The following is a 24,077-nucleotide window of genomic DNA, read 5'->3' on the forward strand; positions in this document are numbered from 1 at the left end:
CCAAAACCACCAAGAGCTTTTTCCCAGACGGGTAGACGTGGCAGCATGACCGGTATGCGCATGACCGTCCTGGGGTGTTCCGGCAGCGTCACGGGTCCGGATTCACCGGCTTCGGGATACCTGCTCACGGCACCGGGAACTCCGCCGCTCGTGATCGACTTCGGCCCGGGAGTTCTGGGGGCGTTGCAGCGGTACGCCGATCCGGGCGAGGTGACGATCCTGCTTTCGCACCTTCATGCGGACCACTGTCTCGACATGCCCGGCCTGCTCGTCTGGCGTCGCTATCACCCCAACCCGCCGGTTGGCCGTGCTCTGGTCTACGGCCCCACCGACACCGCCTGCCGCATCGGAGTGTCCTCCGCTGAGTGCGCAGGCGAGATGGACGACATCTCCGACACCATCGACGTCCGGCTCTGGGCCGAGAACGAACCGGTGACCTTCGGAGAACTGAGCGTCGTCGCGCGCCGGATGAACCACCCGCCCGAGGCTTACGGTTTTCGGATCACCGGCGCCGACGGCCGCGTGCTCGTCTATACCGGCGACACCGGCATGTGCGACAACGTCGTCGAACTCGCGCGCGATGCGGACGTGTTGCTCTCCGAAGCGTCGTGGACCGACGGTCCCGATCGACCCGAGGGAGTTCATCTCTCCGGCAAGGAAGCCGGCCGAGTGGCCGCGCTCGCCGGCGTCAAGGAACTTCTCCTCACACACATCCCGCCGTGGACGTCCCGTGAAGACGTGATCGCCGAAGCGAAATCCGAATTCTCCGGACCGGTCCATGCCGTCTCGGCCGGAAGCGTCTACGACATCTGATTCCTCTCACATTCGATGCAGTGCCGACCGGACGACCGCTAGGCTCACGAAGGTGACTACACGAGAAGACGGTAGGGCGGACGACGAGCTCCGCACGGTCAAGATCACCCGCGGGTTCACCAGTCATCCGGCCGGATCCGTTCTGGTCGAGTTCGGGAACACACGCGTCATGTGCACAGCCAGCGTCGAAGAGGGTGTTCCCCGCTGGCGCAAGGGTTCCGGCTTGGGTTGGCTGACAGCCGAATACGCGATGCTTCCCGCCGCGACGCACACGCGCAGTGGCCGCGAATCGGTCAAGGGAAAGGTCGGTGGCCGCACTCAGGAGATCAGTCGACTCATAGGCCGGTCACTTCGAGCGTGCATCGACCTCGCGGCAATCGGCGAGAACACCATCGCCCTCGACTGTGACGTTCTCCAAGCCGACGGCGGCACTCGCACCGCGGCAGTGACGGGGGCGTACGTGGCCCTGGTCGACGCCGTGACGTACCTGCGCGCTGCCGACCTGCTCTCCGACCCGCAGCCCATCTCGTGTGGCATAGCGGCCGTCAGCGTCGGTGTCGTGGACGGACGAGTACGTCTCGATCTTCCGTACGAAGAGGATTCGCGTGCCGAGGTCGACATGAACGTCGTGGCCACCGATACGGGCACCCTCGTGGAAATCCAGGGAACCGGTGAGGGCGCCACGTTCCCACGCTCGACGCTGGACAAGCTGCTCGACTCAGCTCTCGCAGGTTGTGAGCAACTTTTCGAGATTCAGCGTCAGGCGTTGGCCGAGCCGTATCCCGGGGTGCTACCCGAACCGAAGAATCCGGAACCCAAGAAGAAGTTCGGTGCCTGAGCTGTGAGCGTACGAGTGTTGGTTGCAAGCCGAAATGCCAAGAAACTGAAGGAACTTCACCGAGTTCTCGACGCCGCCGGAGTGAACGGAATCGAGCTGGTCGGGCTCGACGAGGTTCCGCCGTTTCCCGAAGCTCCCGAGACCGGTGCGACGTTCGAGGAGAATGCGCTCGCCAAGGCGCGTGACGGCGCTGTGGCTACCGGAATGCCTTGCATTGCAGACGATTCCGGTGTCGAGATCGATGCGCTGAACGGTATGCCGGGTGTGCTGTCCGCGCGGTGGTCGGGCACTCACGGAAACGACGGCGCGAACACCGCCCTGGTACTGGCTCAGCTGGGAGACGTGCCCGACGAGAGGCGCGGCGCAGCGTTCGTCTCCGCCTGTGCGCTGGTGATTCCTGGTGGCGACGAGACCGTGGTGCGCGGCGAATGGCGTGGGGCAATCGGCCGCGAACCGGCCGGTGACGGCGGTTTCGGATACGACCCGATCTTCCGTCCGGACGGCGACACCCGCTCTGCCGCAGAACTCACCCCGGCCGAGAAGGACGCGGCGTCACATCGGGGGAGAGCGCTCGTGCAGCTCGTTCCAGCGTTGGCAGCACTGGCCGGCTGATCCGAATCCGAAAAGTACAGCCCTGAACGTGTCTGCGTTCAGGGCTGCACTTCGTCGAAACTCTCAGAGCTGGTAAGCCTGCTTCACCTGGGCGGTTCGCTTGTGCTCGAACACGAACGACAGGAACGGGATCGTGCCGGCGAGCGCGGTGGCGACCGTCGTACCGGGCTTCCACCGTGCCTTGATCGCGAGGTCGATCGTGAAGACGAGGTAGAGCATGTAGAACAGGCCGTGGATCTGGCCGATGTAGAACAACCACGCCGGTGCATCCGCAGAATTGTCCAGAATCAGGTACTTGTAGACCATCTCACCGGTCAGGAACAGCAGCCACAGGCCGGTGATCCAGGCGAGAACGCGGTATCGGACGAGCGCCGACGCAACCTTCTTCTGCTTTTCTGCGTTGACTGCGGGGGTAGCGATGCTCGCTTCCGAACCGGTACTCACGTCGTGCTCCTATCGGACTCGCGAGCGGCGAGCTGCGCAAGGTAGTCGTTGTATTCGAGCATTTGGCGGGCTTCGGGATCGTCGACGTCGAGGTTTACATCGTCGAACTCGACCTGCGGGCGTTGCGGCAAGAGGTCGGCGGGAATCTCACGCGGCTCCGCTGAGGCTTCCTCGGCTTCGGCCTCTTCGGGGTCCACGTCTTCGAGCTGAACGAACTTGCGATACGCGTACACGACAAACGCCGCGAACAGCGGCCACTGGAACGCGTACCCGAGATTCTGTCCCGAGCCACCGACGGCTTCGAAGCGCTCCCACTGCCACCAGCCGAGCGCGAGGCAGCCGGCGGCTGACACGATGACCAGCAGAATCAGCGCAGGTCGGCGTTTAGTAGCGTTCTTGGACACACTAAGACGGTACCTGAGAGCTATAGTGCCTCGCCCTGCGATCTCCGACACGGTGTCGTAGAGGCCGTGCCACGGCGTGTCGTAGAGGCCGTGGCGTGGACGGTGTGTTCATCACGTGTTTCGCCGATCCTGGGGTGCACGCTGCCCGAGAGATCACCGACGCACCGGTAGCTGGCGGCTTCGAGCCGTCATTTCTGACAGCGATGAGTCTGGGTGATCGCGTCGGTGTCGTGACCATCCTGCCGAACGTCGTGCCGATGCTCCGATGCTCCGATGCTCCGATGCTCCGATCGCTCACTCGGCGGTACGGGCTGGACAATCGGCTGGGCAGTATTCGAGTCGTGGACATGCCGGTGCTGGGCCTCACCGATCGGGAGGAACCTATCGATCGACTGGCTGTCCAGGCGACAGCAGCGGTGGGGAACGGCGAGGCTGACTCCATCGTTCTCGGTTCCACCGGGATGCTCGGTGCGACCGGCGCTGTCCGAGACAGGCTGCATCGCAAAGGTATTCATGTTCCGGTTGTGGATCCGACGGCAGCGGCGATCACCTGGTTGGAGAGCTCGATCCGTTTGGGACTGACGCCCAGCCGGACGACGTACATGACTCCACCGGTCAAGGCTCGAAAGCGCTGAGCTTGATCAAGGGATGAAAGACCCCTGATCGAGAATTGAAAAAGCCCCGCCGGATCAGATCCGGTGGGGCTCTTCGTTGTGCGCGAGGGGGGACTTGAACCCCCACGTCCTGAGACACTGGAACCTAAATCCAGCGCGTCTGCCAATTCCGCCACTCGCGCGCGGAATTCAAAGGATACGCGAGTGGAATCGCTCGCGGGAACACCACCCTGGTCGGGATGCGCCCGCCTGTCCTCACGCCGTTGCGGCGAGTGGATCCGTTGCCGGTGGGGTGGTGGTTTTCTTCGATCGGCGCGGTTGCTCAGCCGTGCGTTGATACCGCCACGCAGCATGGGTGAGTGTCTGAATGTCGATGCCCATGGCGTCGGACACCGCAACAAGCAATTCGGCTGCGCCGGTGCTCGACAACAATTCCTCACTGTTGCTCGCCTCGGTGGCGAACCGTGCAAGCAGATCTATCGAGGTTGCCGTCAACTTCCCGGACAGGAACACCAGTGTCTCGAAGGTCCTTGGGCCGAGGCCCGGAACGGAGACAACTGCCGAGCGGAGGCTTTCGGTGTCCTCGACGTCGGCACTGGACCGGCAACCGGCTTCGACGAGCGCCTTGGCTGCGCGAGCCACGCCTTCGGCTTTGGTGGAGTAGTTGCCCGGTACGCGCTGGCGATTGCCGAGAATCGTTGCGAGTTCGCCACGGTCGGTGAAGGCGGCGAGAGCGGACAAGCTGTCAAGGTGTTCGCCGGCGGCCACCGACCGGTGCGTGCGCCAACGGTCGACGACAGCGCGGACTCCGGTCTTCGGCGTTCCGTACGCGGCGCGTGACGAGAAGATCGCGTCGAGAAGGGCCGCTTCGGACTCGCGCGGCCAGCCTTGATTCCAGTGCGGCCACGCCTCCCGCGGAAGTTCGGCGCCGATGAATTCGACGGCTCTGACTACGTCTGTGTCGTCCATGATTTCTCCCCCCGAGAAGTTGTCCTGTGTGGACGCGCTGAACGTAGCGAGGGGGTCCGACAGATTGTGGCCCCAAACGCACGGGATCGACCGTCCGTCAAGGAGGTCACGAATTGATAACAATAAATATGAGGGGTTCCTCAGGTTTCTGAAAATCGCAGTAACAGTCCCAGGCAGGGCGTTCGTGACCTACTCGCGAGTCACTTTCTCGAAGTCTCGTGAGGAAGATCACGGCCCTGAAAGTCCAGATTTCGAGGGCGTCGACAAACGTGAGGAAATCCTCATGATTCTGTGTAAACCTTGTCTTGCACGAACGCCCTGACTCCGTCGATTCTCTCGACGAATTCGCGAGCACTTCAGCCGGGCAGCACACCGCAAATCCCACCTCGCCGCAGAGGTGACCAGGAGAGGACGTACGCGTGACGATCGATGACACGACACCTACAGGAAACGGACGCGACTCGAAGGGTGGACGCCGTTTCGGCGTCGATGGGGGACAGTCCCGCACGACCAGCAAAGGTGCCCTCGTCGATTCGCTGAACAACGGCGTTTCCTACGCAATCGCTTTCGGCGGACAGGGTGCTCCCTGGCTCACCTCGCTCGAGGAGCTCAGCCGTGACAACGGCCTGGAGCCCGTTCTGACCGATCTGGTCAACCACGCAGCCGCACGCCTCGCGCCCGTCGCACAGGATCTGCTCGTGGTTCGCCCGGTCGGATTCGATCCGATCGCGTGGATGCTCGAAGCCGAGATCGTCGACGAAGAAGAAGGTGAGAAGTCGGCGGGGCCTTCCGCTGCCGCGCTCACCGCTGCTCCGGTGTCGCTACCCGGCGTCTTCCTCACGCAGCTTGCGGCGTTGCGTGCTCTCTCCGCTCAGGGTCTGGATGTAGCCGGCAACCCGCCTGCTGCCGTCATCGGCCACTCGCAGGGCCTTCTTGCTTCGGCCGCCGTAGCCGCGCAGGGCAACGACGACGGTGAGCTCCTCGCCGTCGCACAGCTCGTCGGTGCTGCTGCCAGCTTGGTCGGCCGTCGCCGCGGCGTCATCGCCGGCGCCTCCGCAAAGCCGATGGTTGCGGTCTCGGGTGTCGATCCCGAGCGTCTCGCTGCCATCGTCGCCGAGCTTGCCGAGGGTGTTGCGCCCGAGCGTGCAGCAGTCCTCGCCATCCGCAACGGCCGTCGGCGTGTCGTCCTAGCCGGGCCGCCCGCTCAGTTGGCACGCGTGCAAGAGCGCTGCGAGCAGATCGAAGCCGAAGAAGCCCGCGAGCGTGAGGGCAAGAAGCGTGGCGGTTCCGTCTTCGCTCCGTCCTTCGATCCGCTCGACACCGAAATCGGCTTCCATCACCCCGCGTTGGCCGAGGCCGTCGAACTGGTCGGCAGCTGGGCAACCCGTTGCGGTCTCGACGCGGACCGGGCGCGCGAACTTGCCCAGGGTGTCCTCGTCGATCCTGTCGACTGGGTCGAGGCTGTCGACGGTGCAATTTCCGCCGGCGCCCAGTGGATTCTCGATCTCGGACCCAGCGATCAGCTGACCCGCATGACGTCCTCTTCGCTGCGCGGACAGGGCGTCGGCATCATCGCCGCAGCCACGCGCGGTGGACACCGCAATCTGCTCACTCCCGGTGCTGCGCCTGAGGTCTCACGTTCGTGGACCGAATTCGCGCCGAAGCCCGTTGCGCTTCCCGGCGGCCGCATCGGCGTCGAGACCGCGTTCACGAAGCTGACCGGGCGTTCGCCGATCCTGCTCGCAGGCATGACGCCGACGACGGTCGACGCCAAGATCGTTGCCGCGGCAGCCAATGCCGGTCACTGGGCCGAGCTTGCCGGTGGCGGACAGGTCACCGAAGAGATCTTCGAAGACCGTGTCGCAGAACTGAAGATGCTGCTCGAGCCGGGCCGCGCGGTCCAGTTCAACTCCCTGTTCCTCGACCCGTACCTGTGGAAGCTGCAGCTCGGTGGCAAGCGCCTCGTGCAGCGTGCCCGTACTGCCGGTGCTCCCATCGACGGCGTCATCGTCACCGCCGGTATCCCGGAACTCGAAGAGGCTGTTGCCCTTATCGACGAGCTGTCCGAGATCGGCATCACCAACATCGCATTCAAGCCCGGCACCGTGGCGCAGATCCGCTCCGTGATCCGCATTGCCAACGAGGTTCCGAACTTCCCGGTCATCGTCCACATCGAAGGCGGCCGCGCCGGCGGACACCACTCGTGGGAAGACCTCGACGATCTACTCCTCGATACGTACGCCGAGCTGCGCACGCGCCCGAACCTGGTCATCTGCGTCGGCGGCGGCATTGGAACGCCCGAGCGCGCAGCCGATTACCTGACCGGCCGCTGGTCTGCCGCAGCCGGTTTCCCGGCCATGCCCGTCGACGGCATCCTGGTCGGTACTGCAGCCATGGCGACTCTCGAGGCCACCACTTCTCCCGAGGTCAAGCAGCTTCTCGTCGACACACCCGGTACGCCGGACTGGGTCGGTGCGGGTACCGCTGAAGGCGGAATGGCCTCTGGCCGTAGCCAGCTCGGTGCCGACATTCACGAGATCGACAACGCGGCTTCGCGTACCGGACGCCTCCTCGACGAGGTTGCCGGCGATTCCGAGGCAGTGGCCGAGCGCCGCGACGAGATCATCGCCGCCCTCGACGTCACCGCCAAGCCGTACTTCGGCGACGTCGAGACCATGACGTACGGACAGTGGCTGCGCCGCTACCTCGAGCTGACCGTCGGCATCGACGCGGCGAAGGAATTCGACTGCGGCGCAGATATTCAGGACGCCATCGTCGAGGCGACCTCGAGCCCGTGGCTCGATATCACCTGGCGTGCTCGCTTCGGCGAGATGCTCCGGCGCGCCGAGGCGCGTCTGCACCCGGTCGACCGCGGTCCCATCCCCACACTGTTCGGCGATGCCGAGACCCTCGAGCGTCCCGAGGCTGCGATCTGCGCACTGCAGGCGTCGTACCCGGACTACTCGACGACCGTTCTGCATCCCGCAGACGTCTCGTTCTTCATCTCGCTCTGCAAGACACCGGGCAAGCCGGTCAACTTCGTTCCCGTCGTCGACGGTGACGTGCGTCGCTGGTGGCGCAGTGACTCCTTGTGGCAGGCACACGATCCCCGCTACACAGCAGATCAGGTCTGCGTCATCCCCGGCACCGTTGCCGTCGCCGGCATCACCCGTGTCGACGAGCCGGTCGGTGACTTGCTCGATCGTTTCGAGAAGGCCACCTACGACGAATTGGTTGCTGCCGGAACCACTCCGGTTGCACTTGCGAGCCGTCGCCACCAGGATTCCGCACCCGGACTTCTCGACGCCGTCCTCTCGGCTCCTGACCTCCAGTGGGCCGGCCGCCTGACCCAGAACCCCGTCCGTCGTCTCGGCGACCTCGAGGAGTGGAGTGCAGAGTCTGCCGACAAGGCAGTACACGGCACCACCGGGTCCAGCCTGACCGTCGTCGATTCCTCGCACGTGCTGCTCTCGGTTCCGTTGGTGGCAGACAAGTCCGTCGACATCACGATCACCATCCCCGAGTCCGTCATCGACGGCGGCGCTCCGGTTGTCACCGAGGCCGACGCCGAAGGTGCGATGTCCGCACTCCTGGCAGTTGCTGCCGGGCAGGAATTGCCTTCAGTCAAGAACGGCAAGGCTCGCCTCAACGTCGCGTGGGTTCCCGATCGCATCGCCGATCATGCCGGTGTCACCGGTTCCGGTCTGCCCACCACGCTCAGCGTCAGCGGCAAGGCCGTTCCGGACGTCGTCGTCGGAGCATGCTGGCCCGCCGTCTTCGCCGTCCTCGGCGCAGCCAAGCTCGACACTGAAACATCCCCCGTCGCTTCGCTCGCCCCGGTCCCAGTCATCGAAGGCATGCTCGATCTGGTCCACCTCGACCACGCCGTCGACTTCGTCGGTGAGCTGCCCTCCGAGACAAGCATTCTCGTGGTCAACGCCGAGGTCGCCTCGGTTCTCGACACCGACCTCGGTCGCGTCGTCGAGGTCAAGGTCGAGGTCGGTGCCATGCTCGGCGAGGGCCTCGACGCCCCCGCCGTCGTCACCATGACCGAGCGTTTCGCCATTCGTGGCCGCACCGGAGCAGGCGAACTCGCCGACCCGGCTCGCGCAGGTGGATCGATCAGCGATGCAGCTGTCGACACCTCACGTCGTCGTCGCCGTGACGCGAAGATCCTCGCGCCGGTCAGCATGGGCGCATTCGCTCAGGTTTCCGGTGACCACAACCCGATTCACACCTCCGACAACGCAGCTCTGCTGGCCGGCCTCGGAACCCCGATCGTGCACGGCATGTGGCTCTCCGCCGCAGCGCAGCAGGTTGTCACCGCAGTCGACCCGGCCGAGACCCGCGTTCCCCCGCGCCGCCTGACCGCCTGGACCGCCCGCTTCCTCGGGATGGTTCGCCCCGGCGCCGAGATCGACGTCCGCGTCGACCGTGTCGGTATCGACCAGGGCGCAGAAATCGTCGAGGTCGGCTGCCGCATCGACGGCGAACTGGTCATGGTCGCCACCGGTCGCACCGCGGCGCCCAAGACCGTCTACGCCTTCCCCGGTCAGGGCATCCAGCGCCCGGGCATGGGCCTCGACGCCCGCGCCCGCTCCAAGGCTGCGCGCGACGTCTGGGAGCGCGCCGACAAGCACACCCGCAAGGCGCTCGGATTCTCGATCCTCGCTGTCGTGCGCGACAACCCGGTGACCGTCAAGGCCCGTGGTGTCGAGCACAAGCATCCCGACGGTGTCCTGCACCTGACGCAGTTCACCCAGGTGGCCATGGCCGTTCTCGGTGTGGCTCAGGTTGCCGAGCTGCGCGAGTCCGGAACCTTCATCGAGGATTCGCTTCTGGCCGGTCACTCGGTCGGTGAGTACAACGCACTCGCCGCTGTTGCCGAGGTCTTCCCGCTCGAAGCACTTCTCGAGGTCGTCTTCCAGCGTGGCTCTGCGATGCACCAGCTCGTTCCCCGTGACGAAGCCGGACGCTCCGACTACCGCATGGCCGCTATTCGCCCGTCGCAGATCGGTGTCTCCGACGACGACGTGCAGGGCTTCGTTGCCGGTGTCGCCGAGGCTTCCGGTGAGTTCCTCGAAATCGTCAACCTGAACCTGCGCGGCAGCCAGTACGCCATTGCCGGTTCGGTAGCCGGTCTCGACGCACTCGAGATCGAAATCGACCGTCGCCGAGCAGAATTCGGTGGCAAGCGGGCATACATCCAGGTCCCCGGCATCGACGTGCCGTTCCACTCCACCGTCCTTCGCGGCGGCGTGGCGGACTTCCGCGTATGCCTGCAGGACTTGCTCCCGCACGACATCGACCCGGACATCCTGATCGGCCGCTACATCCCGAACCTGGTTCCGAAGCCGTTCTCGCTGCGTCGTGACTTCGTTCAGGAAATCGCCGACTTGGTGCCGTCCGAGCCGCTGCAGGAAGTCCTCGCAGACTTCGACAGCTACGCGGCGCGCACTCACGAGTTGTCCCGCATCATCCTGATCGAGCTCCTGGCTTGGCAGTTCGCCAGCCCGGTTCGCTGGATCGAGACGCAGGACCTGTTGTTCGGCGACGAGTCCGAAGGTGGACTCGGGGTCGAGCGCTTCGTCGAGATCGGTCTCGGCGCTGCCCCGACCGTCGCGAACCTCGCGTCGCAGACCCTCAAGCTGCCGGGCCGCTTCGGCTACCCGGTCGAGGTTCTCAACGTCGAGCGCGAAGCCGCGATCGTCTACGGCACCGACGTCGATCCGGCCGTCGATGACGACGACGAGATCGAAGCCCCTGCCGTGCAGGCTGCCCCGGTCGCCGCAGCTGCCGCTCCGGTCGCTGCTGCTCCCGCGGCACCTTCGGGCGGACCGCGTCCGGATGACCTCACCTTCAAGGCGCCCGACGCCACGAAGGTACTGATCAGCCTGTGGACCAAGCTCCGTCCCGATCAGGTCGGCCCTGCCGACACGATCGAGGCACTGTGCGACGGCGTCTCCTCGCGTCGTAACCAGCTGTTGGTCGACCTCGGCTCCGAGCTGTCTCTCGGAGCCATCGACGGTGCCGCAGACGCCGACATGGGCTCCTTGGGAGCAACCGTCGACAAGCTCGCCCGTACGTACAAGCCGTTCGGACCGGTGCTCTCCGATTCGATCAACGATCACCTGCGTAAGGTCTTCGGCCCCTCGGGCAAGCGCCCCGGCTACATCGCCGACCGCGTCAAGAAGGTCTGGGAACTGGGCGACGGCTGGGCCCACCACGTCACCGCAGCAGTTGCTCTCGGCACTCGTGACGGCGCCAGCATCCGCGGCGGCGAGCTCGGTGGCCTGAGCTCCGGCGCACTGGCCGACCTGGCAGCAGTGGACGCAGTCATCGACAGCGCAGTTGCTTCGGTCGGCTCTGCTCGCGGAGTCAGCGTCTCGTTGCCGGCTACCGGCGGCGGAAGCGGCGGAACCGTCGACGCAGCGGCTCTGGGTGAGTTCACCGAGAACATCACGGGCCGCAACGGCGTTCTGGCCTCGGCCGCACGCCTGGTGCTCGAGCAGCTCGGACTGAACGAAGAAACGGCAGTCGCGACGGTCGAGGACACCGAACTGGTCGACCTGGTCTCGGCTGAACTCGGCTCGGACTGGCCGCGTCTGGTCGCTCCGGCATTCGATGCGCAGAAGGCCGTGCTGCTCGACGACCGTTGGGCAAGTGCGCGTGAGGATCTCGCTCGCATCTGGCTCGGTTCCGACACCCTGTCGGTCGAGAACTTCATCGGAGCCGGTAACACCGTTGCCGCTCAGGCGAAGTGGTGGGCAACCCGTGCCACAAACGAAGGCCGCACGGTGCTCGCCGAGGTCTACACCCGCATCGCTGATGCGGCTGTGACGGCGGAATCCGACGCACCCGAGTGGGCAGGCGAGGTCGCAGTCGTGACCGGCGCCAGCAAGGGCTCCATCGCGGCAGCGGTCACAGGCAAGCTCCTTGGCGGTGGCGCAACGGTATTCGTGACCACCTCGCGACTGGACGGTCAGCGTCTCGGCTTCTACCGCGACCTGTACCGCGAGAACGCTCGCGCCGGTGCCGCCCTCTGGGTGGTTCCCGCGAACATGGCGTCGTACACCGACGTCGACGCGTTGATCGACTGGATCGGCGACGAGGCCACCGAGAACGCAGGCGGCGCAAAGAAGCTCATCAAGCCGGCCATGACGCCGACGATGCTCTTCCCGTTCGCAGCTCCCCGCGTCGGCGGCGAGCTTTCCGACGCCGGCGCTCGCGCCGAAATGGAAATGCGCGTGCTGCTCTGGTCGGTGGAGCGCCTCATCGGCGGTCTGTCGAAGATCGGTTACGACAGCGACGTCGACACGCACCTGCACGTAGTGCTGCCCGGTTCGCCGAACCGCGGAACGTTCGGTGGCGACGGTGCTTACGGTGAGGCCAAGGCTTCGCTGATCGCCGTGGTCAACCGTTGGAAGGCCGAGCGCAACTGGGCCGAGCGGGTCACGTTGGCACACGCGGTCATCGGTTGGGTTCGCGGAACCGGACTCATGGGTCACAACGATCCGATCGTCGACGCGGTCGAAGCTGCGGGCGTCCGCACCTGGTCCACCCAGGAGATGGCGACCCAACTGCTGAAGACGGCAACCCGCGAGTCGCGTCGCGCTGCTGCAGAGGCTCCGCTCGAGGTCGACCTGACCGGTGGGCTCGCCGAGGCGAACCTCGACCTCGCCGCACTGGCCAAGGAAGCTGCCGAGGTTGCCGAGATCGCCGAGGCTGTCGACGAAGCCGTCGACGAGTCCAGCATCCTGGCACTGCCCGCGCCGGCTCGCATCGACGACTCGGTCAAGGCTCCGAGCTGGCCCGAACTGGACGTCACCCCCGCGGACCTCGTAGTCATCGTGGGCGCCGGAGAGCTCGGACCCTACGGTTCCTCGCGTACCCGATTCGAGATGGAGGTCGACGAGCAGCTCTCTGCCGCAGGCGTTCTCGAATTGGCATGGAACACCGGACTCATCGTCTGGGAGAACGACCCCAAGCCGGGTTGGTACGACGTCGAATCCGGTGATCTGGTACCCGAGGCGGAAATCGCCGACAAGTACCACGACGCAGTCGTCGAGCGTTGCGGCATCCGTCGCTACGTCGACGAGGGCGCGATGATCGACAACACCGCGCCGCTGCTCACCTCCGTGTTCCTGGACAAGGATCTGAGCTTCGTGGTCGGCAGTGAGGCCGAGGCTCAGGCCTTCGTCGAATCCGATCCGGAGAACACGACGGCGACGGTTTCCGCCGAGTCCGGAGACTGGACGGTCACCCGCCGCGCAGGCACCGAGATCCGCGTCCCGCGCAAGATGAAGCTGACTCGTAGTGTCGGCGGCCAGATCCCGACCAACTTCGACGTCACCAAGTGGGGCATCCCCGCGGACATGGCAGATTCGGTCGACCGCGTCGGACTCTGGAACATCGTCGCGACGGTGGATGCCTTCCTCACGGGCGGCTTCACCCCGAGCGAACTGCTCCGTTGGGTACACCCGAGCCTGGTCGCCAACACGCAGGGCACCGGCATGGGCGGTATGACCTCCATGAGGAGCCTGTACATCGACACGCTGCTCGGCGAGAACCGCCCGAACGACATCCTGCAGGAAGCGCTGCCGAACGTCATTGCAGCGCACGTCGTTCAGTCGTACGTCGGCGGTTACGGCGCGATGGTTCACCCCGTCGCCGCCTGCGCCACGGCAGCAGTATCCGTCGAAGAAGGCGTCGACAAGATCCGACTCGGCAAGGCGCAGTTGGTTGTTGCCGGCGGGTTCGACGATCTGAGCACGGAAGGCATCATCGGCTTCGGTGACATGTCGGCCACTGCCAAGACCGAGGACATGCACGCCAAGGGCATCGAGGATCGCCGCTTCTCGCGGGCAAACGATCGTCGCCGCGGCGGATTCGTCGAGTCGGCCGGTGGCGGAACGATTCTGCTGGCTCGCGGTGACCTGGCACTCGAGATGGGTCTGCCCGTCCTCGGTGTGGTCGCCTGGGCCGGATCGTTCGCCGACGGTGTCCACACCTCGATCCCGGCACCGGGACTCGGAGCACTGGGCGCCGGACGTGGGGGAGCGGATTCACAGCTCGCACTCTCGCTCAACGCCCTCGGAGTGAGCGCCGACGACATCGCCGTGATCTCCAAGCACGACACCTCCACTGCCGCCAACGATCCCAACGAGGCAGAGCTGCACGAGCGCCTCGCCGGGGCATTGGGACGCAGTGAAGGCGCGCCGATGTTCGTGGTCTCGCAGAAGAGCCTGACCGGTCACGCCAAGGGTGGTGCCGCAGCCTTCCAGCTGATCGGACTCTGCCAGGTACTGAGCCAGGGCATCGTCCCGCCGAACCGCAGCCTCGACTGCGTCGACGACAAGATGGCCGAGTTCGAGCACCTCGTGTGGGCGCGTCAGCCGCTCAAGTTCGGTGAGCAGCTTCCGCTGCGCGCCGGCTTGCTGACCAGCCTCGGCTTCGGTCACGTTTCCGGACTGATCGCAGTCGTGCACCCGCAGGCATTCGTCGAGTCGGTTCCGGCCGACAAGCGCGCGGACTATGTTGCGGCGGCGCAGCAGCGGACGATCGACGGTCAGCGTCGCCTCACCAAGGCGATGTGCGGCGGCGACAGCCTGTACGAGCGTCCGGCGGATCGTCGCCTCGGCGCCGACGGAACGCCGGCCAAGGCGTCGCGTCAGCTCGAAGCGGACATGCTGCTGAGCGAGGACGCACGACTCGGCGCAGATCAGGTGTACCGCTCGAATCTGCCCGGCTGCAAGTAATAATCACGGTATGGGAGTTCTGGGTATCGGCTTCGACCTCGTGACGGTGTCGGAGTTCGCCGAGCAATTGAACAGGCCGGGAACGGCAATGCTCGACAACTTCACACCGGGCGAGCGTCGAGACGCCGCTACCCGGAGCTCCGAACCGGCACGACACTTCGCGGCGCGGTGGGCAGCGAAGGAAGCAGTGATCAAGGCTTGGTCAACTGCTCTCTTCGCCAGCCCGCCGGTGCTGGGGGAGATGATCCACAATCAGATCGAAGTCGTCTCGGACGCCTGGGGTCGCCCCGGCATCCGGCTTCGCGGTGACGTGGCCAAACACCTCACCGGCGTCAAGATCCACATCTCACTCACTCACGACGGGGACATTGCCGGCGCGTTCGCGGTCATCGAATCCGAACCGGAGTAACACCGCCGGATACGAAAGAGCCGGTCTCCCAAGGGGAGACCGGCTCTTTGCCGTTCGACTAGTCCTTCGTGCGCGATTCCTTCTCGGCAACGAGGAGATACGCGATCATCAACCTCTTCAGTTCGGCGACGGCGTCGGCATGCGACTGACCGTCCTGAACCGAGAAATTGAGCATCGAATACACCACGTGGACAAGGACTTCCGCCATCATCAGGCGACGATCTCGCCGCGTACGCGGCGTCAACGGGCCCAGCATTTTCGCGACAGTCTCGGCGAACTGCTTCTCGTGAATGACGCCGGTTGCCCGAGTGGACGGCGTCGACTGCATCGCCAGCCAGACCTCGCGGCGCGACGGATCAGACGTCCACAGCCCGGCCATGTGATCGACGAAACTGTTCAAGAACCGCAACCAGTCGAGCGAGGGCACTTCGCCGCCGAACTGTGCAAGCTCGTGCTGGACCCCGACGAGGTCCTGGCGGTTCAATTCGCACACGATGACGTACTTGTTCGCAAAGAACTGGTAGAGCGTCCCAATCGGGACGTCAGCACGTGCCGCGACTTCTTCACAGGTGAACGATTCGAATCCGACATCGGTGAGGAGTTCACGTGACGCCGCCAGGAGGGCGTCGAACTTACGCTGGCTGCGCTCTTGCGTCGGACGCTTGCGCGGCAGTAGTTCTTGCGGCTCTTCGAGGCTTTGTGGGTTTTCCAGCGCAGGGTCGACTCGTCGCCGCGCGCGGTGACGAGTCGTGGGCTGCACGTCTTCCAGGCTATCGGTGTTTTCTGTCGAATTTGGGACTTGTGCGTTATCCGGTGTCATCGGCCACCTACTTCGGCGATCGTGATCGGTCGAAACGCACCGCGCAGGTGCGCGCACACGAGTCCCGATGCTGTTGCCACAACTCGATACTAGGTGACCACCTGTCCAGTAGCCGAAGAGGTTGCTGCGCGGTGTGGCGCAGCGGCGATCCTGCCGACTCCATTCGTCTGATTCGGGCAGACTGAGATTCTTCGGGCACACCGAGATTCGATGCCGAGAAGAGGGAGACGATGACGGAAGAACTGCGAACCGCGGTACGTGAACTCATGCCGCGTGCCCGTGAAGATCTGAGTGCACTTGTGGCAATGAAGTCCGTCGCCGATGCACGGCAGTACCCGCCGGAAGAATGCGCGGCCGCGGCACATTGGGTCCTGGAGGCATTCCGTGAACAGGGTTTCGCCGATATCGAGGCGATCGAGACCTCCGACGGTTCGGCCGCCGTCGTCGGGCGTCGACCAGGTCCGGGCGGTGCTCCGACCGTTCTGCTGTACTGCCACTACGACGTTCAGCCGCCGGGAAACGAAGAGCTCTGGGGCTCGCCGCCTTTCACACTCACCGAGCGCGACGGACGGTGGTACGGACGAGGTGCTTCCGACTGCAAGGGCAACGTCGTCATGCATCTGACGGCGCTGCGAGCGCTTGCCGCTGCCGGTGTGGATCCGAGCGCGCATCTGACGATCGTCGCCGAGGGTTCGGAGGAGATGGGCACCGGCGGTCTCGAGGATCTGGTGCGGGAGCGGCCCGAACTCTTCGCGGCAGACCTGATCCTGATCGCCGATACCGGCAACACCGAGGTTGGGGAGCCGACGATCACGACGTCACTACGCGGGATCGCCAACGTGGTGGTCCACGTGTCGACGCTCGGGGGTGAGATTCATTCCGGTGTCTTCGGTGGACCGGCGCCCGATGCGATCACCGCGCTGGTGCAGATTCTGTCGACGCTGCACGACGGCGCCGGAAACACCACCGTCGAAGGCTTGACCAACGACCAGGAATGGGCCGGGGTCAGCTACGACGACGATCAGTTCCGCTCCGATGCGGGAGTACTCGACGGCGTGCAGCTGACCGGTTCCGGTTCGGTCGCCGAGCAGGTGTGGGCTCGTCCGGCGTTGACCATTCTGGGTATCGACTGCCCGCCGGTCGTGGGCTCGGCGGCGGCGATCACGCCACGCGCGTCCGCACGCCTGAATCTTCGCGTCCCGCCCGGCACGGATCCGGCGCAGGCCCAGAACTTGTTGACCGACCACCTCCTGGCAGAGGCGCCGTGGGGCGTCCACATCGAGGTCGTACCGGAATCGACGGGATCACCGTTCTCGTCCTCGACGGACGGGGCTGGTTTCGCGCAGCTGAAGTCAGCGCTCACCGATGCCTATGGCCGCGAAGTGGGATTTGCCGGCCAAGGGGGATCGATACCGCTGTGCAGTGCACTGGCCGAGCAGTTCCCCGACGCGGAGATCGCGTTGATCGGCGTCGAGGAACCGCAGTGCCGCATTCATGCACCTGACGAAAGCGTCGACCCGTCGGAGATCGAGAATCTCGCTTTCGCGGAGGCGCTGTTCTTGAGCAGGTACGGGAGTTAGACCGACAGATCGCGTCGTAGCTTGGCGACGTGGCCGGTGGCCCGGACGTTGTACTGGGCCACCTCGATCTTGCCTTCCGCGTCGACGAGGAACGTCGAGCGGATGACGCCCTGGACCGTCTTGCCGTACATCTTCTTCTCACCGAACGCGCCCCAGGCTTCGAGCGTCGTCTTCTCGGGATCGGAGAGAAGCGGGAAGGTCAGTTCTTCGGTATCGCGGAACTTCGCGAGTTTGGCGGGCTTGTCCGGTGAGATTCCGATGACCTCGAGGCCGGCGCCGTTCAGTTCGACGAGGCTGTCGCGGAAGTCGCAAGCCTGCTTGGTGCATCCCGGGGTGCTGGCCGCCGGGTAGAAGTACACGATGACCTTGCGGCCGCGGTAATCGTGGAGCGAAACCTCGTTGCCGTCGGCGTCGGGGAGCGTGAAATCCGGCGCGACGTCGCCGGCGGACAATCTACTGTTCTCGGTCACGGGAATCGAGGTTAGTCGACAAATTGCGCGGCAGGTGGGCGCGAGGGCATTCTGCTCCTCTACGGTAGAGCGAAGTGTCGGCGCGCTGCGTCCACACAGCAGACCGCACACAGAGCAGCAGAACACAGACAAGTTGGAGGACACGTGCCCAGGGACACCGAGAGCATCGAGCGCGAGATCGAGAAGGCGCGTAACCAGCTCGCGAGCACACTCGACGAACTGACGGTCCGCACCAACCCGAAGCGGCTGGTCGAGAACACCAAGAAGACGGTGCTCGCCAAGCTCAACGAGCCGGCCGTGAAGTACGCGCTGATCGCAGTCGGTTCAGTGGTGGGACTACTCGTGGTCCGGAAGATCATTCGCTGACCCGAGCTTTTTCGAAGACAGAACATGAAGAAGGCCCCCACCTCGTGAGGTGGGGGCCTTCTTGCAAGTGCGCCCACAGGGACTCGAACCCCGGACCCAGTGATTAAGAGTCACTTGCTCTACCAACTGAGCTATAGGCGCTCGCTCTTGCGAGACAGAACATTAGCCGACGGGCTCAGGAGTTTGCAAAACGCGTGTTCATCGTGGTGACGATGGTTACACCGCTTCCGAAATTCACGAGTGTGGCGGGCGCGAATCCGGCCAGCGGAGGGTGCTTTCCAACTCCTGTGCGACGGCGAGAATCGCCGGTTCGCCACCGCTGCGCGCAACCAGTTGGACGCTCAGGGGGAGCCCGCCTTCGGAGAATCCGGCGGGTACCGCGGCCGCCGGATTGCCGCAGACATTCCAGATCGAACAATAGGCTGCGATCGGCAACGCCTTACGGATTGCGGACAGAAGGCCGGTTCCTTCGAGCTGTCCGATCGGGCGTGGCAAGGCGGGCGTCGTCGGCATCAGGACCAGGTCGAAGGTGTCGAAGACCTGGTTGACCGCCGCTGCAATTCGCTCACCTTTGCGGTAAGCGAATTTTCCGACGCGCTCGGGGGCGGCTATCCGGCCGATGGACGCGAGTGCGCGCGTGCGCTTCTCGAGGAGCGCCGGATGATCGACGCGCAGTGCCTCGTCGCGGACGCCGCCGAGCACCTGGGGGAGAAATGCTGCAGTTGCATCCGGGTACTCGGGATCGTGCTCTTCGACGTGATGTCCCAACGCGCTCAACATCTCTGCGACGGAGCGCACCGCGCCAATCACCTCCGCGGACGGGCGGACGCCCCGGACCGGACTCCGGGTGGACACCGCGATGCGGAGCGGCCCGGGTGCCGACTCGGCCGATTCGGCAAAGCTGGTTCGGAGCGGCGCAGCTGTGTAGTCGTCGGTCCCGGTGGTGCCGGCGATCGCGTCGTACACGAGCGCGCTGTCCTCGACGGAACGAGTGAGAGGGCCGAGTGTGCCGAGTCCGCGCCAGAGATTTCGGTTCGGCGCAGTGCTCACCCGGCCGCGTTGCGGCTTGAGCCCGAACAACCCGCAGAACGCCGAAGGCAACCTGATGGAACCGCCGCCGTCGCCGCCAATCGCCGCCGCGACCATTCCCGAGGCGACGGCCGACGCAGATCCTCCGCTCGATCCGCCGGTGGATACGCCAGTGTCCCAAGGGTTTCTGGTGTAGCCGTTTGCGGCAGTCTCGGTGAAGGGCCAGATGCCGAACTCGGGCATCGTCGTCTTGCCGACGATCACCGCGCCCGCCTCGCGCAAACGGCGAACGACCTCCGAGTCAGTGGAGGCGATGCGAGTTGCTGCCGCACCGCCGTAAGTCGTCGGCGTTCCGGCGACGTCGTTCTCGTCTTTGATCGCGATCGGGACTCCGTGCAGTGAGCCCAGGCTTTGGCCGTCGGCCTGGCGCTGATCGAGCCGTATCGCCTCGTCGAGCGCTTCGTCTGCGAGAACTCGCACAAAGGCGTTGAGCGTCGAATCGAGGCGTTCGATCCGACGAAGCGTGTTCTCGGTGAGTTCGCGGGCGGACAATTCTCCGGACCGGATCAGAGCGGCCTGAACCGCCACCCCGGCAAATGCCAGCTCGCGGCCAGGTGTGGTTCCGCGCTCAGTCATCAGTCCTCCAGGCCGTGGTTCCGATATCTGTGAAGTCTATTCACCACAACCTGTTCACCACGACACAAAGAAAAATCCCCACCTTCCGAAGAAGGTGGGGACCTTTGCAAGTGCGCCCACAGGGACTCGAACCCCGGACCCAGTGATTAAGAGTCACTTGCTCTACCAACTGAGCTATAGGCGCTCGCTCTTGCGAGACAGAACATTAGCCGAATCGCCGGTTCTGGAGCAAATCGCCAGGTGGAGGCTTCACTGCCGTAGTCCGATCGGAGGAAATCCGCCGGAAGCGGTAACAAAACGGACGGTTCGGAGCGATTGATACTTGAACGTTACTGACGGCGTGGCCCTTCATGACCGTTGGTAACGAGCGCGCCTGGCATCATTGGTGCAGCGCAGTCATACCGCAAGTCCCACTTGCCTTCCGGTAAGTGGGATTCGCATGTGACGCGGAAGTTAGTCGGAGAAATTGTGAAGCGGAGTCGAACGATGAGTCGTCAAAGGTGGGGTCTGTCCGTGCGCGGGGGGAACGGTCGAGCGTCGAAGGGCGCGGCGATTCTCGCGGTGTCACTCGGTGCGCTCGTTCTGATGACCGCGTGCACGTCGGGTGGCAAGGACGTCAGCACGGAGGGGTCGGCGCCGATCGATTCCAATCCGCTCACCGAACTCATCAAGCCGAAGCTCACTTCGACCGCCGCAGACGGGGCTGTCGGCTTCTCGCCGGGTGACCCGGTCAAGATCAACGTCGCCGACGGCGCCCTGTCCGACGTGACGATGGTCAATCAGGACGGCAAGGCAGTTGCCGGCGCTATCACCGCCGACGGTGCGTCGTGGACGACCACCGAGCCGCTCGGATACAACCGCAAGTACAAGATCGAAGCCCGTGCGTACGGATTGGGCGGCGCCAGTACGACGGTCACGTCCTTCACCACCAGCGCGCCCGGCAACGTCACCAAGCCGTACGTCTTGCCGAACGAGGGCGACGTGGTCGGCATCGGTCAGCCCATCGCCGTGCAGTTCGACGAGAACATCCCGGATCGCAAGGCTGCCGAAGCCGCGATCACCGTCACCACGACTCCGGCCGTCGAAGGTGCGTTCTACTGGGTCAACAATCGTGAGGTCCGTTGGCGTCCGGAGAACTACTGGGCACCGGGCACCAAGGTCGACGTGAACGTCAACGTGTACGGGCGCAGTCTCGGAAAGGGAGTCTTCGGGCAGGAAGACGCGAAGAGTTCCTTCACCATCGGTGACGCCGTCATCGCCACGGCAGACGACAACACCAAGCAGGTCACGTTCCAGGTCAATGGCGAAACCGTCATGACCATGCCCACCTCCATGGGCAAGGACAGCACTCCCACCGACAACGGCGTCTACATCATCGGCGACCGCTTCGCGAACATGATCATGGACTCGTCCACCTACGGCGTCCCGGTCACCTCCGCTCAGGGTTACAAGACCCCCGTCGACTGGGCGACCCGAATGTCCTACAGCGGCATCTTCTTCCACTCGGCACCGTGGTCGGTCGGGCAGCAGGGCTACTCCAACACCAGTCACGGCTGCCTCAACCTGAGCCCGTCCAACGCCAAGTGGGTCTACGACAACACCAAGCGCGGGGACATCGTCGTCGTCAAGAACACCGTCGGTGGCACGCTCTCCGGCACCGACGGCCTCGGCGACTGGAACATCCCGTGGAGTGTCTGGAAGACCGGCAACGCGGACGTCTGAGCGCGTCGCTGAAGCACTGAACGTCAGAATGCCCCCGACCGTCCGGTTGGGGGCATTCTGCATCTGCCTCCTTTTGTGAGCGAAAGTGCCTCTCGGTCTATCTGAGGCGACGAGAGGTACGTTCGCTCGGTGTCAGCGTCGATCGAAGGCGTTCACTCCGGTCATCTCAGCGGACAGTGCCCACAATCTGTCTGCGTCGGCGGGATCGGTAGCCCAAGGCTTCACGCCGCCGACGCTCATGTCATCGGTCTGCGCGACGTCCGCGATGTTGCAGTCCTGGAGGTACGCGCCGGCGTGATCGGCGAGTATCGGTGCCGTCGCCGCCCACACCGTTGTAGCGGCGCCCTGGGCGGGAGTCTTGAATCCCGGCATGGCGTCACCCTTCGACGTCGTCCATCCGAGCTCGTGTTTCTCCGATGCGGAGAAGTGACGTTGTAGGGGAGTGAGGATGCTCCCGGGATGGACGGAGAACGCAGTGATTCCGCGTGAAGTACCGGCGTTCGCGAGCTGTACAGCGAAGAGGGCATTTGCAGTCTTGGCTTGACCGTACGCAAGCCAGCGGTCGTAACCGTTGCGGAAATGTAAGTCATCCCAACGCACTCCCGACAGAAAATGTCCCGCCGACGAGACAGCGACCACGCGAGAACCGTTTGCGGGCATGGCAGGCACAAGCAGGTTCACCAGTACAAAGTGCCCGAGGTGATTGATCGCGAACTGTGATTCCCAGTCAGACCCGACGCGGACCTCCGGACAGGCCATAATCCCCGCATTGCAGATGATGATGTCCGGTCTGATCCGGGATTCGAGAATTTCTCGCGCACACGATCTGACACTGCTCGTGTCCGACAGGTCGCACCCTCGTATTTCGATACCCGGAAAGTCTGCCACCGCGCGCCGTGCCTGTTCCGGTCGACGGGCAAGAACTACAACTCGCGCGCCGACCGACGAAAGTGACCGCGAAATCTCGAATCCGAGTCCGGAGTACCCGCCAGTGACCAATGCGGTGGTGCCGGTCAGATCTAATTCGGAAAGCACGTCGTCGGCGGTGGAGGTTCGGCCAAATCCGGTGTTGATTTTGCGCTGGATGGAATTCATGGCCGCGACCGTAAAATCTGGAGTGCACTCCAGGTCAAAGGAAAGGTAGCCGGGCAATGCGCGAACTTCTAATCGGTGATGTAGCCGTCGAGACCGGTATCAGCATCGATTCTCTCCGCTACTTCGAGCGCGAAGAGTTGCTCGTTCACGAGGTTGCCCGCTCGGCAGGTGGGCGCCGGGTGTACTCCGAAAGTGATGTCTCTTGGTTGAAGCTGTGCAATCGCTTCCGAGACTCGGGTATGCCGATCGCCACGATCCGCGAATTCGCCGCACTCGTCAGGTCAGGACCAGGAAACGAGAAGGAACGGCTTTCACTTTTACAGTCGCATGAGGAGTTGATTCGATCCAGGATCTCTGCGATGCAGGACAACCTGACCGTCATTCACGACAAGGTTTCGGCATACGAGCGACACGTGTGTGAGGGGACCGTAGCGGGAGTCTGGGAGCCCGACCCGCGAGTCGAATGATCGTCGGGTGGGTTATTTGTGGTGATTTCCCGGCTGCCCCCAGGTAAGCGAAAGTGCCTCTCGGTCTATCTGAGGCGACGAGAGGTACGTTCGCTCGGATAGGGGTGGGTTGGGGAGGCGACGAGAGGCACGTTCGCTCGGATAGGGGTGGGCTGGGGAGGCGGGGTAGCCGACGAGACGTGCCCGGGCATTCGGGCTTGCGCAGAAACCAAAAGAACCCCCGAAAATGTCTTTCGACATTCTCGGGGGTTCCGCTTGGGTGAGCGACGGGACTCGAACCCGCGACAGCCAGGATCACAACCTGGTGCTCTACCAACTGAACTACGCCCACCATTGCCTCGGCCACCGGTTTGACCCGGCTGCTTTGACGAAAGAGATACTAGCGCGAAAGTCGGTCAGGAAGCCAATCGGCAGGTCAGGCGGGACCCAAGCCCTCTACGACTGCTGCGATCTCTGCGCTCGACGGTCCGGGCGCCGCGACGAATGCAGTGCCTCGGTAGTACTTGAGTTCGCGGATGGATTCCTTGATGTCGGCGAGCGCTCGGTGGGCGAGACCTTTTTCGGGCTGACCGAAGTAGATTCGCGGGTACCAGCGACGGGAGAGCTCCTTGATGGAGCTGACGTCGATCATCCGGTAGTGCAGGTAGGTGTCCAGCGCCGTCATGTCTCGTGAGATGAACCCACGGTCGGTGGCGATGGAATTGCCTGCCAAGGGCGCCGTACCGGCGACGGGAACGTGCTTGCGGATGTACGCGAGCACCTCTTTCTCCGCCTCGGCGAGGGTGACCGTCGACTTTCGGACCTCTTCGGTCAGTCCCGACTTTGCATGCATCTTCTTCACGACGTCGGGCATTGCAGCCAGTGCGTCGTCGTCGGTGTGGATGACGATGTCCACACCCTCGCCCAAGATGTTCAAGTCGCTGTCGGTCACCAGAGCCGCAATCTCGATGAGTTTGTCCGACTCGAGTCGCAGCCCGGTCATTTCACAATCGATCCATACCAATTTGTCCTGCACCAGGAACACAGTAGTG

At 64.3% G+C, this 24,077-nt stretch carries 18 protein-coding genes and 4 tRNA genes; 10 read left to right on the forward strand and 12 right to left on the reverse strand.

The genetic code is table 11. The features are described 5' to 3' along the window. Positions 1-54 precede the first annotated feature (54 nt). The 3 genes from QM716_RS09975 to rdgB are packed head-to-tail and all read left to right on the forward strand — an operon-like array spanning position 55 to position 2,263. Positions 55-813: a cyclic nucleotide-degrading phosphodiesterase gene (locus QM716_RS09975; protein WP_283304459.1), complete on the forward strand. Its 759-nt coding sequence runs from the start codon at positions 55-57 to the stop codon at positions 811-813. A gap of 52 nt (positions 814-865) precedes the next feature. Further along, a complete protein-coding gene (gene rph / locus QM716_RS09980; protein WP_003945332.1) occupies positions 866-1,651 on the forward strand; it encodes a ribonuclease PH in 786 nt (261 codons plus the stop codon). A 3-nt stretch (positions 1,652-1,654) separates the two neighbouring features. After that, on the forward strand, positions 1,655-2,263 hold the full coding sequence (gene rdgB, locus QM716_RS09985; protein ID WP_283304014.1) for an RdgB/HAM1 family non-canonical purine NTP pyrophosphatase: 609 nt from the start codon (positions 1,655-1,657) through the stop codon (positions 2,261-2,263). Between the two features lie 63 nt (positions 2,264-2,326). Here the strand turns inward: rdgB and QM716_RS09990 are convergent, their stop codons facing one another. Both QM716_RS09990 and QM716_RS09995 read right to left on the reverse strand, forming a co-directional pair. After that, the gene (locus QM716_RS09990; protein WP_283304015.1) at positions 2,327-2,707 is read right to left on the reverse strand and encodes a DUF3817 domain-containing protein; all 381 of its coding nucleotides are present in this window, start codon (positions 2,705-2,707) and stop codon (positions 2,327-2,329) included. Further along, complete coding sequence (locus QM716_RS09995; protein WP_283304016.1) at positions 2,704-3,111, reverse strand: transcriptional regulator; 408 nt, start codon at positions 3,109-3,111, stop codon at positions 2,704-2,706. Before QM716_RS09995 ends, QM716_RS09990 begins: the two co-directional genes overlap by 4 nt. Before the next feature lie 95 nt (positions 3,112-3,206). On the opposite strand from QM716_RS09995, the gene QM716_RS10000 reads away from it, so the two are divergent. Then, positions 3,207-3,746, forward strand: coding sequence for an aspartate/glutamate racemase family protein (locus QM716_RS10000; RefSeq protein ID WP_283304017.1), 540 nt, complete (start codon positions 3,207-3,209; stop codon positions 3,744-3,746). Between the two features lie 79 nt (positions 3,747-3,825). Here QM716_RS10000 and QM716_RS10005 read toward each other — a convergent pair. Both QM716_RS10005 and QM716_RS10010 read right to left on the reverse strand, forming a co-directional pair. Next, positions 3,826-3,907: transfer RNA gene (locus QM716_RS10005), tRNA-Leu, on the reverse strand. Between the two features lie 73 nt (positions 3,908-3,980). After that, a complete protein-coding gene (locus QM716_RS10010; RefSeq protein WP_283304018.1) occupies positions 3,981-4,694 on the reverse strand; it encodes a DUF8548 family protein in 714 nt (237 codons plus the stop codon). A gap of 419 nt (positions 4,695-5,113) precedes the next feature. Between QM716_RS10010 and QM716_RS10015 the strand changes: the two genes are divergently transcribed. Then, a complete protein-coding gene (locus QM716_RS10015) occupies positions 5,114-14,452 on the forward strand; it encodes a type I polyketide synthase (RefSeq protein ID WP_283304019.1) in 9,339 nt (3,112 codons plus the stop codon). A 10-nt stretch (positions 14,453-14,462) separates the two neighbouring features. Continuing rightward, complete coding sequence (acpS, locus tag QM716_RS10020) at positions 14,463-14,861, forward strand: holo-ACP synthase AcpS (RefSeq protein ID WP_283304020.1); 399 nt, start codon at positions 14,463-14,465, stop codon at positions 14,859-14,861. A gap of 58 nt (positions 14,862-14,919) precedes the next feature. On the opposite strand, the gene QM716_RS10025 is transcribed toward acpS, so the two are convergent. After that, a complete protein-coding gene (locus QM716_RS10025; protein ID WP_003945379.1) occupies positions 14,920-15,621 on the reverse strand; it encodes a TetR family transcriptional regulator in 702 nt (233 codons plus the stop codon). Between the two features lie 290 nt (positions 15,622-15,911). Here QM716_RS10025 and QM716_RS10030 point away from each other — a divergent pair, with 290 nt between their 5' ends. Beyond that, positions 15,912-17,261, forward strand: a complete 1,350-nt coding sequence (locus QM716_RS10030) for a dipeptidase (protein WP_283304021.1) — start codon at positions 15,912-15,914, stop codon at positions 17,259-17,261. Here the strand turns inward: QM716_RS10030 and bcp are convergent. Further along, entirely contained in the window at positions 17,258-17,731 is a 474-nt protein-coding gene (gene bcp / locus QM716_RS10035) for a thioredoxin-dependent thiol peroxidase (RefSeq protein WP_283304022.1), read from the reverse strand. The genes QM716_RS10030 and bcp overlap by 4 nt on opposite strands. A gap of 144 nt (positions 17,732-17,875) precedes the next feature. On the opposite strand from bcp, the gene QM716_RS10040 reads away from it, so the two are divergent. Beyond that, positions 17,876-18,097, forward strand: a complete 222-nt coding sequence (locus QM716_RS10040; protein WP_003945299.1) for a DUF3618 domain-containing protein — start codon at positions 17,876-17,878, stop codon at positions 18,095-18,097. A 68-nt stretch (positions 18,098-18,165) separates the two neighbouring features. Here QM716_RS10040 and QM716_RS10045 read toward each other — a convergent pair. From QM716_RS10045 to QM716_RS10055, 3 genes are all read right to left on the reverse strand, one after another. Beyond that, positions 18,166-18,238: transfer RNA gene (locus tag QM716_RS10045), tRNA-Lys, on the reverse strand. Between the two features lie 93 nt (positions 18,239-18,331). Continuing rightward, a complete protein-coding gene (locus QM716_RS10050; RefSeq protein ID WP_283304023.1) occupies positions 18,332-19,762 on the reverse strand; it encodes an amidase in 1,431 nt (476 codons plus the stop codon). A gap of 111 nt (positions 19,763-19,873) precedes the next feature. Continuing rightward, positions 19,874-19,946 (reverse strand) — tRNA-Lys (locus QM716_RS10055). Between the two features lie 302 nt (positions 19,947-20,248). On the opposite strand from QM716_RS10055, the gene QM716_RS10060 reads away from it, so the two are divergent. After that, complete coding sequence (locus tag QM716_RS10060) at positions 20,249-21,484, forward strand: L,D-transpeptidase (protein WP_283304024.1); 1,236 nt, start codon at positions 20,249-20,251, stop codon at positions 21,482-21,484. A 132-nt stretch (positions 21,485-21,616) separates the two neighbouring features. On the opposite strand, the gene QM716_RS10065 is transcribed toward QM716_RS10060, so the two are convergent. After that, entirely contained in the window at positions 21,617-22,579 is a 963-nt protein-coding gene (locus QM716_RS10065; protein WP_283304025.1) for an oxidoreductase, read from the reverse strand. A gap of 56 nt (positions 22,580-22,635) precedes the next feature. On the opposite strand from QM716_RS10065, the gene QM716_RS10070 reads away from it, so the two are divergent. After that, the gene (locus tag QM716_RS10070; RefSeq protein WP_283304026.1) at positions 22,636-23,046 is read left to right on the forward strand and encodes a MerR family transcriptional regulator; all 411 of its coding nucleotides are present in this window, start codon (positions 22,636-22,638) and stop codon (positions 23,044-23,046) included. Positions 23,047-23,304: 258 nt separating this feature from the next. Here QM716_RS10070 and QM716_RS10075 read toward each other — a convergent pair. Next, a tRNA-His gene (locus QM716_RS10075) sits at positions 23,305-23,377 on the reverse strand. An 84-nt stretch (positions 23,378-23,461) separates the two neighbouring features. Next, on the reverse strand, positions 23,462-24,061 hold the full coding sequence (gene orn, locus QM716_RS10080; protein WP_283304027.1) for an oligoribonuclease: 600 nt from the start codon (positions 24,059-24,061) through the stop codon (positions 23,462-23,464). Positions 24,062-24,077 lie beyond the last annotated feature (16 nt).

Source organism: Rhodococcus sp. IEGM 1409 (assembly GCF_030056735.1).
Lineage (GTDB): Bacteria > Actinomycetota > Actinomycetes > Mycobacteriales > Mycobacteriaceae > Rhodococcus_F.

What these genes read in the sequence shown, in the direction of transcription:
- QM716_RS09975 (WP_283304459.1), top strand. Translation starts at nt 55, where the DNA reads ATGCGCATGACCGTCCTGGGGTGTTCCGGCAGCGTCACGGGTCCGGAT.
- QM716_RS10010 (WP_283304018.1), bottom strand. Translation starts at nt 4,694, where the DNA reads ATGGACGACACAGACGTAGTCAGAGCCGTCGAATTCATCGGCGCCGAA.
- acpS (WP_283304020.1), top strand. Translation starts at nt 14,463, where the DNA reads ATGGGAGTTCTGGGTATCGGCTTCGACCTCGTGACGGTGTCGGAGTTC.
- QM716_RS10030 (WP_283304021.1), top strand. Translation starts at nt 15,912, where the DNA reads ATGACGGAAGAACTGCGAACCGCGGTACGTGAACTCATGCCGCGTGCC.
- QM716_RS10050 (WP_283304023.1), bottom strand. Translation starts at nt 19,762, where the DNA reads ATGACTGAGCGCGGAACCACACCTGGCCGCGAGCTGGCATTTGCCGGG.
- QM716_RS10060 (WP_283304024.1), top strand. Translation starts at nt 20,249, where the DNA reads ATGAGTCGTCAAAGGTGGGGTCTGTCCGTGCGCGGGGGGAACGGTCGA.
- QM716_RS10065 (WP_283304025.1), bottom strand. Translation starts at nt 22,579, where the DNA reads ATGAATTCCATCCAGCGCAAAATCAACACCGGATTTGGCCGAACCTCC.
- QM716_RS10070 (WP_283304026.1), top strand. Translation starts at nt 22,636, where the DNA reads ATGCGCGAACTTCTAATCGGTGATGTAGCCGTCGAGACCGGTATCAGC.